This window comes from Gammaproteobacteria bacterium (assembly GCA_011682695.1).
Taxonomy (GTDB): domain Bacteria; phylum Actinomycetota; class Acidimicrobiia; order Spongiisociales; family UBA4744; genus BMS3Bbin01.
Map to the genome: position 1 here is coordinate 1 of JAACED010000086.1, position 9,107 is coordinate 9,107.

General features: G+C 63.2%; 12 protein-coding genes. 9 read left to right on the top strand and 3 right to left on the bottom strand.

Annotated elements, in window-relative coordinates; all coding sequences use genetic code 11:
* Positions 1–21 precede the first annotated feature (21 nt).
* The 5 genes from GWP04_11705 to rimM are packed head-to-tail and all read left to right on the top strand — an operon-like array spanning position 22 to position 2,787.
* Positions 22–402, top strand: coding sequence for a DUF3054 family protein (locus GWP04_11705; GenBank protein ID NIA26218.1), 381 nt, complete (start codon positions 22–24; stop codon positions 400–402).
* A gap of 22 nt (positions 403–424) precedes the next feature.
* Positions 425–1,741 carry a signal recognition particle protein gene (locus tag GWP04_11710; protein NIA26219.1) on the top strand — a complete coding sequence of 439 codons (1,317 nt, stop codon included), beginning with the start codon at positions 425–427 and terminating at the stop codon, positions 1,739–1,741.
* 4 nt (positions 1,742–1,745) lie between these two features.
* Positions 1,746–2,039 (top strand): 30S ribosomal protein S16, encoded by a 294-nt coding sequence (gene rpsP / locus GWP04_11715; GenBank protein ID NIA26220.1) that lies wholly within the window; start codon positions 1,746–1,748, stop codon positions 2,037–2,039.
* Positions 2,036–2,287, top strand: coding sequence for a KH domain-containing protein (locus tag GWP04_11720; protein ID NIA26221.1), 252 nt, complete (start codon positions 2,036–2,038; stop codon positions 2,285–2,287). The genes rpsP and GWP04_11720 overlap by 4 nt, the downstream gene beginning before the upstream one ends.
* Positions 2,284–2,787 carry a ribosome maturation factor RimM gene (gene rimM, locus GWP04_11725; GenBank protein ID NIA26222.1) on the top strand — a complete coding sequence of 168 codons (504 nt, stop codon included), beginning with the start codon at positions 2,284–2,286 and terminating at the stop codon, positions 2,785–2,787. The genes GWP04_11720 and rimM overlap by 4 nt, the downstream gene beginning before the upstream one ends.
* Here rimM and GWP04_11730 read toward each other — a convergent pair.
* Positions 2,768–3,613 carry a hypothetical protein gene (locus GWP04_11730; GenBank protein ID NIA26223.1) on the bottom strand — a complete coding sequence of 282 codons (846 nt, stop codon included), beginning with the start codon at positions 3,611–3,613 and terminating at the stop codon, positions 2,768–2,770. The two genes, rimM and GWP04_11730, sit on opposite strands and share 20 nt — an antisense overlap.
* Before the next feature lie 60 nt (positions 3,614–3,673).
* On the bottom strand, positions 3,674–4,678 hold the full coding sequence (gene gap / locus GWP04_11735; protein NIA26224.1) for a type I glyceraldehyde-3-phosphate dehydrogenase: 1,005 nt from the start codon (positions 4,676–4,678) through the stop codon (positions 3,674–3,676).
* A gap of 110 nt (positions 4,679–4,788) precedes the next feature.
* Here gap and cofG point away from each other — a divergent pair, with 110 nt between their 5' ends.
* The 4 genes from cofG (at position 4,789) to GWP04_11755 (ending at position 9,013) form a co-directional block, all read left to right on the top strand.
* Positions 4,789–5,919, top strand: a complete 1,131-nt coding sequence (gene cofG, locus GWP04_11740) for a 7,8-didemethyl-8-hydroxy-5-deazariboflavin synthase CofG (protein ID NIA26225.1) — start codon at positions 4,789–4,791, stop codon at positions 5,917–5,919.
* Positions 5,920–6,511: 592 nt separating this feature from the next.
* On the top strand, positions 6,512–7,738 hold the full coding sequence (gene cofH, locus GWP04_11745; GenBank protein NIA26226.1) for a 5-amino-6-(D-ribitylamino)uracil--L-tyrosine 4-hydroxyphenyl transferase CofH: 1,227 nt from the start codon (positions 6,512–6,514) through the stop codon (positions 7,736–7,738).
* A gap of 64 nt (positions 7,739–7,802) precedes the next feature.
* Positions 7,803–8,243 carry a DUF1778 domain-containing protein gene (locus GWP04_11750; protein ID NIA26227.1) on the top strand — a complete coding sequence of 147 codons (441 nt, stop codon included), beginning with the start codon at positions 7,803–7,805 and terminating at the stop codon, positions 8,241–8,243.
* A 68-nt stretch (positions 8,244–8,311) separates the two neighbouring features.
* Complete coding sequence (locus GWP04_11755; GenBank protein NIA26228.1) at positions 8,312–9,013, top strand: DUF4097 family beta strand repeat protein; 702 nt, start codon at positions 8,312–8,314, stop codon at positions 9,011–9,013.
* On the opposite strand, the gene GWP04_11760 is transcribed toward GWP04_11755, so the two are convergent.
* Positions 8,997–9,107: heavy metal-binding domain-containing protein (locus GWP04_11760; GenBank protein NIA26229.1), on the bottom strand; the 111-nt coding region annotated here is incomplete at its 5' end. The genes GWP04_11755 and GWP04_11760 overlap by 17 nt on opposite strands.

Sequence of the window (9,107 nt, forward strand, 5' to 3'; positions counted from 1 at the left end):
CGCTCGCTACGCTTGCTCGATATGCGAGTCATAGCCGTCATCGGGGACGTCATCGTGCTTGGCGTGCTGACGGTCGCGGGGTTCACCATGCACGAAACCCTGAGCGACGTGCCAAGGCTGCTCGTCACGGTGATCTCCTTCCTTGTCGCCTGGGCTTGGATTGCTCCCTGGTTCGGCGTCTATCGCGACGAGGTGCTCGCCGACCCGAAGCGCATCTGGAGGGTTCTGCTCGCCTGGGTGGCTGCAGCGCCGTTCGGTGCCGTGCTCAGGGCGTTTCTCCTCGGACTGACCGTTTCCCCGATCTTCGTCGTGGTGATGACGGTCGTGACCGGAGCAGGGCTCATCGTCTGGCGCGAGGTCCTCGCCTTGCGGTTCGGCAGCCGGTCGACTCCTGCTGTCTGATCGGCCCCGGTACAATCCTGCCGTGTTCGAATCGCTCTCCAATCGCCTGAACGACGTCTTCTCCCGGCTGCGCGGAAGAGGCCGGCTCAGTCCGGCGGACGTCGATGCGACACTGCGTGAGATTCGCCTCGCGTTGCTCGAAGCAGACGTCAACGTTGCAGTTGTCAAAGCGTTGCTCGCACGGGTGCGCGTACGGGCGGTCGGCGCGGAGATCACCACGAGTCTCACGCCAGGCCAGCAAGTCATCAAGATCGTCCATGAGGAGCTGATCACGACGCTCGGTGGAGCGGCGGTGCCTCTACGAAAGGCCGACAAGCCACCCCTGACGATCCTCATGGTCGGACTCCAAGGATCTGGAAAGACGACCTCTGCCGCGAAACTGGCGCGCCTCCTCAAACAGCAAGGCCACCGACCGTTGCTCGTTGCCGCCGACCTCCAGCGCCCGGCCGCCGTCGAGCAGCTCATCACGCTGGGCGAGCGCATCGGGGTACCCGTCTTCACGAATCGCAAAGCCAAGCCACCCAAGCTGGTCAAGGCGGCGCTGAAGCGGGCGGCCGGTGACGGCAACGACGCAGTGATCATCGACACGGCAGGCCGTCTCCAGATCGACCAGGAGCTCATGCGCGAGCTCGGAGATGTCGAGATGGCGGCGGACCCCGATGAGGTCTTGCTCGTGGTCGATGCGATGACCGGGCAGGATGCCGTGAACGTCGCAAAAGGATTCCTCGACCAGGTGGCGCTGACCGGCATCGTCCTGTCGAAACTCGACGGCGATGCGAGGGGTGGAGCAGCGATCTCCGTGCGTGAAGTCACCGGGTGTCCCATCAAGTTCGCCGGCGTCGGGGAGAAACTCGGGGACTTCGAGCCGTTCCATCCCGACAGGATGGCATCACGAATCCTCGGCATGGGAGACGTGCTGACGCTCATCGAGAAAGCCGAGGACGCATGGGATGTATCCGAAGCCGAGGCGATGGCGGACAAACTACGCACCGCTTCGTTCACGTTCGAAGACTTCCTTCTGCAGTTCCAACAGATCCGCCAGATGGGTCCGCTCGACCAACTGCTTGCTATGCTGCCGGGCGCCGGTTCGATGTTCCGCAATGTTCAGGTGTCGGATGATGATCTGGGCAGGGTCGAGGCGATCATCCGTTCCATGACCCCGGAAGAGCGACGGAACCCCAAGCTGATCGATGGGAGTCGCAAGCGGCGGATAGCCGCCGGCTCCGGGTCGTCGGCGCAGGCGGTCAACGGGTTGTTGAAACAATTCAACGAAGCACAGAAGATGATGAAGATGATGGCACAGGGGAAGTCGATTCCCGGCCTGAGGAAGATGAGGTGACGACATGGCGGTGAAGCTCCGCCTGATGCGGATGGGGAAGAAGAAGCAGCCGACCTACCGGGTCGTGGCTGCGGATGTTCGGTCGCCTCGCGACGGACGTTTCATCGAGATCATCGGTCGGTACGATCCTCGCCAGGATCCGTCCTTGATCGAGATCGACAATGAGAAGGCACTGGCTTGGCTCCGAAATGGGGCGCAGCCAACCGATACGGTGCGGCGACTTCTCAAAAAGTCCGGCGCGTGGTCGATGTTCAAGGTCGCAAAGGGCGAGATTCACACAGTTGGAGATGAGGAATGAGTAGAGGTTCCATCGTCGAACGCGTCGTCGGGTACGTTGTCACCCAGATTGTCGATCATCCCGACGAGGTTGATCTGACACTCGTCGAGGAAGGTCCCGAGGATGTTGTGGTCGAGGTCCGTACCGTGAAATCGGACATGGGCCGCGTGATTGGACGCCGCGGCCGGGTTGCCCGGGCCGTCCGGACCCTCGCCCGGGCCGCCGGTGACGAGGAAGGCCTCCACGCCGGAGTCGAGTTCATCGATTGAACGTTCGCGTCGGGCGGATTCTGAAGGCCCACGGGATCAGGGGCGAGGTCGTCGTCGTATCCGAGTCGGACTATCCGGAGCGGTTTGTCCGTGGCGCCACCTTCAACACCGAGATCGACACCACGCTGACAGTGCGCAGTATTCGGGTTCACAAAGGCGCGATTCTCGTCGCGTTCGAGGGGATCACCGATCGCAGTGCTGCGGAAGGACTCCGCGGCACGACGCTCTTCATCACAGTCGACGAACGACGGCAGCTCGAGGATGAGGAGTTCTGGCCGGAGGATCTCGAGGGACTCGATGTCCGGGATCCACAGGGCCGCCTCCTCGGAAGGATTACGGAGGTCATTGTCGGAGACGTCCAGGACCGGCTCCTGGTTCGCAGCGGTGACCGGGTCGTCGAAGTCCCATTCGTCAAGGAACTCGTTCCGGATGTTCGGCCGGAATCGGGGTTCGTCACCGTGGTTCCGATCGAAGGCTTGTTCAGTTCAGAACCAGATTGATCGCCACGTCCTGGTCGGCGTCGTCCCCGACGGTGAGCTGCAGATTGCCTTGCGGACCCGTCTCGAGCGTGACCGAGAATTCTCCCCATGCACTCAGGTAGTCGGTTGCCGTGGTGATGTGCTCCTCCACGACTTCGGTCGCCTTGATGAGGCGCACAATGACATTGGCTTCGAACGTTCGGGAGTAGCCGGCGACGATGAGCGGATAGTCGGCGCTGCCCTCCCTGGGTGTGAGCACGACGACCAGATCGCTGCGCGCCGCGGCGGGCGGAAGAGCAGGGCCGCCCGGATCCAGCTCCACGATGATCCGTGCCGGCGATTCGGTCACCACGGTGCGGGCCATGGCCGCTGCACCGAGATGTGCATCGACGTACAGCGATCCGTCTGCCGACCGTACGACGTACGCCCGATCGATGAGTGGGAGTTCGAAGATTCCGTCGGTGATGTTCGTGTCGGTGACGTCGGGGAGGAACACCCGTACGACGCCGAGGTCTCGCAGGAACACCACTCGTGTTCGACCGACGGAAGTCGCCGGTGCTCCGGCGTCGGTTGCGAGGCTGATGATGAACCGATCGCATCCTTGATCCTGCACTCCGTTCAGACCGGAGATGCGTGTCGCATCTCCGCTGTGACCATCCAGGGCGAAGAACTCACCGTCCTCGGAGAACGTCTCTCCGACTCCACACGACGACGCTCGCGCTGCAGTCGTGGCCGGGGTCGCCGGCGGAGAGGTGGTCGTTGTCGTTGTGGTGGGCGGAGTCGCGGGTGAGGGCATACAGGCCGAAGCCATCAGTGAAGCGGCCACGAACACGATGAGTTTGCGCACATTGGAAGGGTAGCTGCGACATCGCGAAGCAAGGCTTCGCGATGTCGCAGCTACGGTTCGTCAGAGTTGTGCTCCCATGCGTTCGAGCAGATCAACGACACGACTCGAGTAGCCCCACTCGTTGTCATACCAGGCGATGATCTTGACGAGATGGCCGTCGATGACCTTGGTCAAGTCGGCATCAAAGATGCTCGAGTGCGGATTTCCGACGATGTCGCTCGAAACGATCGGGTCCTCGTTGTACTGGAGGATGCCTTGCATGTCGCCCTCGGAAGCGGCGCGCATCGCAGCGTTCACTTCCTCCTCGGTGACATCTCTGGCGAGGACCGCAACCAGGTCGACGAGTGAGCCGTCGGGTACGGGAACGCGCACGGCCATGCCGTCCAGCTTTCCGGCGAGTTCCGGGATCACGAGGCCGATGGCCTTGGCCGCGCCGGTCGTCGTGGGGGTGATGTTGGCTGCAGCCGCCCTGGCGCGCCGGAGATCGCTGTGTGGCATGTCGAGCAGTCGCTGGTCGTTCGTGTAGGCGTGGATCGTGGTCATCAGGCCACGGCGGATGCCGAACGAGTCGTTGAGCACCTTGGCGACCGGAGCGAGGCAGTTCGTCGTGCAGGAGGCGTTGGACACGAGGGTGTCGGAGGGATCGAGGGCGTCGTCGTTGACACCGATCACGATCGTCGCGTCGACGGGCTCCTTTGCAGGTGCCGTGAGAACAAGCCGTTTGGCTCCTGCGGTGAGGTGAAGGTTCAGCTTGTCCCTGGTGCGGAATACTCCCGTCGATTCGACGACGATATCCACGCCGAGTTCCTTCCAGGGAAGTTGCGCAGGGTCACGCTCTTCGAGCATCTTGACCGTCTGGCCACCGGCGTGCATGAAGCCGCCATCGAGTGAGATGTCGCCGGAGAAGCGGCCCATGTTCGTGTCGTACTTGAGCAGATGGGCCAGGGTGGCGTCGTCGGTGAGATCGTTGACGGCGACGATCTCGATGGGCGTATCGGGTCGTTTCGCAACGATGCGGAAGACGGCTCTTCCGATGCGTCCGAAACCGTTGATGGCGACTTTCATTGGGGTATTCCTCCTCACAGCACGGAAGCGGCGTAATGGCCGCGAACAGCCTTCATGCTACTCGTGCCAAGGGTGTGGCTTGGCTGCAGCACGTGATAGCGTTGCTGGCCATGCGGCATCCTGCTCCCGATCCTCGCCTGGCGCTGGAATACCTCGTTGGGCATCGGTCCATCGAGCCGCTCTACCACGAAGCGCGCAAGCTGCGTGACGCAGGCAAAGGGAGGACGATCACGTACAGTCGCAAGGCGTTCATCCCCATTACGACCCTCTGCAGGGACCGGTGTACCTATTGCACGTTCGCCAAGCCTCCTGGTGCCGGTGGTGAGTACATGACCCCGGAAGAGGTCATGGCCGTGGCAGAGCTGGGGGAGCGCTACGGGTGTACCGAGGCGCTGCTCACCCTGGGCGATCGTCCAGAGGCGAGATGGCGGGAGGCCCGCTCGTTCCTGGATCGGCAAGAGTGCGCTTCCACCCTCGAGTACGTGCAACGAATGTCGGAGCGGATCGTGGCCGAGACATCGCTGTTCCCTCATGCGAACCCCGGAGTGATGGACGTCGATGCCATCGTGGCGCTCCGGCCCAGCAGCGTGTCGATGGGGCTGATGCTCGAAAACGTCTCTTCTCGGCTGATGGAATCCGGCATGCCGCATTTCAACAGTCCCGACAAGGATCCTGCCGCCAGAATCGAGACCATGGAGGCGGCAGGCCGGGCCAGGGTGCCGTTCACCACCGGCGTTCTGGTCGGGATCGGTGAGACACCGGAAGAGATCGTCGACAGTCTGTTCGCCCTCGCGGCCCTGCATGCGCGCCACCACAACATTCAGGAGATCATCGTGCAGAACTTCCGCGCAAAGGCCGACACGCCGATGCGGTGCAGCGCGGAACCAACGCCCGAGTTGACATCGAGGGTCGCGGCACTCGCCAGATGGATCTTCGGGGCGGAGATGAACATCCAGGTCCCACCCAATCTGACCGAACGATTCGAGACCTATCTCGAAGCCGGTGTCAACGACTGGGGTGGCGTCTCACCGGTGACGATCGACTGGGTCAACCCCGAGCAGCCGTGGCCTCGTCTGGACGAACTGAAGGATCGGACTGAAGCAGCCGGCTTCCGTCTGCGACCGAGACTGCCCGTGTATCCGGAGTTCATCGATGCCCAGTGGATCGATCCGGCCCTGCTGGTACGCACCCGAGCGGCGACCGACGCTTCCGGATTCGCGTTGGCGGGTGTCACAGCATGAGGCCGGTTACGTTCTGCAGGGTCTCAGGTCCCGGTGCGGTGACTGCCGAGCTGCCGAGGGCTTCTGCCGAGGACGTCCGGATCGCAACCGATGCAGGGCTCCTGACGGTGTCGGTAGGGCCGGGGGAGGGGGATCCGGCAGCGTGGGTTCTCACCGCCGGCGAGATGACTCTCGTTCAGGGTGTCGCGGGATGGCGCATCAGCGTGCTGCACGGACCGCAGTCCTTGATGCATTGGCACGCAGCGGAGCTCGTTTCCTCAGGTCTGATCGGCCGGCGGAGGCCGTAACGCTGACCTCGCTGCCCGGGGTCGAGGCCGAGGTCTCGGCAGCGGCCGCCAACGTGGCCGAGGCACTTGCCTGCGTGCAGGATGGCGCGACCGATCTGCTGCTCGACGAATGGAACGATCAAGAGATCGGCCGGCTCCGCGATACTCTCGAGGTGCCGCTCATCGAGCGCACTGCGCTTCCCATCGGTATCGGGCTCGATGCAGTACGCACAGAACTCACTCGCTCGGCCTGGACGACCTACCTTCGACTGGTGGACGGGAGGGGAGCGGCTCGCAGCCGGGACGAATGGGCTCCGGGCAAAGACATGCCGATCCCGGCCCCTCCCGGACACATCTCGGCGGAATGGGGTGATTCCGCATGGGCGTCGGATGTCGTTTCGGACGTGATCGCCGGGGCGACACCGCCGGTGAGGCGCATCCTGGATCGGTCTCTGGGTGGCAGTCGGCCGACCCGCGACGAAATCGAAACGCTCTTTCGGGCACGGGGACGGGAGGTTGAGGCAATTGCCTGGACCGCTGATCGCCTGAGGTCCGAGGTCGTTGGGGAGACGGTCACCTACGTCGTCAACCGGAACATCAATTACACGAACGTATGCACCTACAAGTGCCGGTTCTGCGCGTTCTCGAAAGGTCCGCGGAGTCTCGATCTGCGTGGAGCGCCGTACCTGATGAGCGTCGAGGATGTCGTTCGGATGGCGTCGGAGGCCTCGGATCGGGGCGCCACCGAAGTGTGTCTTCAGGGCGGCATTCATCCAGACTTCACCGGCGATTTCTATCTCGAACTGGTTGAGCGGATCAAAGCCGCCTTGCCGGGGATGCACATCCATGGGTTTACGCCGCTCGAAGTCTGGCAAGGTGCAGAGACCCTGGGCATTTCTGTGCTCGACTACCTGGAGCGACTCCGTGATGCCGGGCTCGGGACGCTGCCCGGCACTGCGGCCGAGATTCTCGACGATCGCGTACGGGTCCACCTCTGTCCCGACAAGATCACGACTGCGGAGTGGGCAGACGTGATGATGATCGCTCACGAGCGCGGGCTTCGATCCACCGCAACCGTCATGTTCGGGCACATCGATGACCCCACAGCATGGGCAGATCATTTCGAGGTCTTGCGGATCATCCAGCGTCGTACCGGCGGGTTCACGGAGTTCGTCCCCTTGCCGTTCGTACACATGGGGGCGCCGATCTACCTGCAGGGGAACTCGAGAAAGGGGCCAACGTGGGACGAGGTCGTCCTGATGCATGCCGTCGCGCGAATCGCTTTCGACGGCCTGATACCGAACATCCAGGCGTCATGGGTCAAGCTCGGACTGGATGGGGCGCGCCGGCTTCTGGACGCCGGCTGCAACGACCTGGGCGGGACTCTCATGGGCGAGAGCATCACGAGATCGGCGGGCGCCACTCACGGCCAGGAGATGACCGTTGAGCGGTTCGAGGACCTGATTCGGTCCGCAGGGAAGGTACCGGCGAGGCGAACAACGCTCTACGAGACGATGCCCGGACTCTCGACGGCGGTCGGCCGCTCGGAGTGAGCGATCTCGGTATCCGAGATGAATGGTTGACAGCACGACGTCTAGGTGACAGCATTATGATGTCATGCATAGTCTTACTGCTCTCTCCAAGCTCGAAGAAGCCATCACGCGCCAGGTCGATCTTTCCGGTGACGATGCTGCGGTGGCCGCGGCAGCCGAGGTCATGCTCGGAATGCTGGACGCGACCGTGCGCCAGATTGTCATCGATCTCGCCCAGCAGGCGGCGACCGAGGTCTCGGCCCAGCTTCCCGACCACGAGATCGACGTCGTGATGTCCGACGGCGAACCGGAGCTTCGTGTGCGAGCTTCCGACGCAGGCGAGGTTGCCGCCGGGTCGTGCGAGGCACGGCTCACACTGCGCCTTCCCGACAAGGTCAAGGAACTGATCGAAACCGCCGCGGCCGACACGGGAGATTCGGTGAACTCCTGGGTTGTGAAGACCCTGTCGTCGAGGGCACAAGTACGCCGCAGCGGCAAGCGGATCTCAGGGACGGTGGAGCTGTGAGCGCCCGGCACGAGTCCTTCGAGGTAGGGGAGCGGCCCAGAATCTCGGTTCGACTTGGATCGGGCAGCGTGCGGATTATTCCCGGCCGGACCGGAAAGATCGATGTGGAGGTTCGGGGCCGAGCATCGGACTCGGTCGCCATCGATCAGGCGGGCGACCTCGTGAGCGTTCGCCAGGAACAGGGGCACTTTCTTCGGGGCTCGCTCGAAGTGACGTTCTCGGTTCCTTCAGGAACCGGAGTCGTCGCGTCGCTGGCATCGGCCGATCTCGACGTCGACACGCCGCTTGAAGACCTGAACGTCTCGGCGGCCTCTGGTGATCTGCGCGTGGGCGAGGTGCGGCGAGAACTGTTGGCCAAGACGGCGTCGGGCGATATCGAGATCGATGCGATCGAGGGGAAGGGCAAACTCATCGCGGCATCGGGAGACATCCGGATTCGGACCGTCCGCGGAGATTCGACCATCAACACGGCGTCGGGTGATATCGACATCGATGAGGCTCATGGAGACCTCGTGCTGCGCTCGGCATCGGGGGACATCACCGTGGATCGATACCTGGGATCCGACATCGTCGCGAGCACGGCATCGGGTGACACCGTTGTTCGGATTCCACCTGGGCGGAGCGTCGATGTCGATCTGCGCAGCTTGTCGGGGAACATCAAGCTGCCTTCATCGCCGGGACCCGGCCAGGTCACGGGTGACAAGATCCGCGTTCGGATCCGATTCAAGTCCGTTTCGGGAGACTTCGAGTTGGCTACGCCGGACTCTTGAGCGTGACGGCCGTCCCGACCGCACTGACGAGGATTACTTCGCCGACCTGCTGAATCTCGGTTGTGACTCCGACTACCGCGTGCGCTCCCCGGGA

Coding starts and splice junctions, on each gene's coding strand:
- GWP04_11705 (NIA26218.1), top strand. CDS start 22: ATGCGAGTCATAGCCGTCATCGGGGACGTCATCGTGCTTGGCGTGCTG.
- rpsP (NIA26220.1), top strand. CDS start 1,746: ATGGCGGTGAAGCTCCGCCTGATGCGGATGGGGAAGAAGAAGCAGCCG.
- GWP04_11720 (NIA26221.1), top strand. CDS start 2,036: ATGAGTAGAGGTTCCATCGTCGAACGCGTCGTCGGGTACGTTGTCACC.
- gap (NIA26224.1), bottom strand. CDS start 4,678: ATGAAAGTCGCCATCAACGGTTTCGGACGCATCGGAAGAGCCGTCTTC.
- cofG (NIA26225.1), top strand. CDS start 4,789: ATGCGGCATCCTGCTCCCGATCCTCGCCTGGCGCTGGAATACCTCGTT.
- cofH (NIA26226.1), top strand. CDS start 6,512: ATGCCGATCCCGGCCCCTCCCGGACACATCTCGGCGGAATGGGGTGAT.
- GWP04_11750 (NIA26227.1), top strand. CDS start 7,803: ATGCATAGTCTTACTGCTCTCTCCAAGCTCGAAGAAGCCATCACGCGC.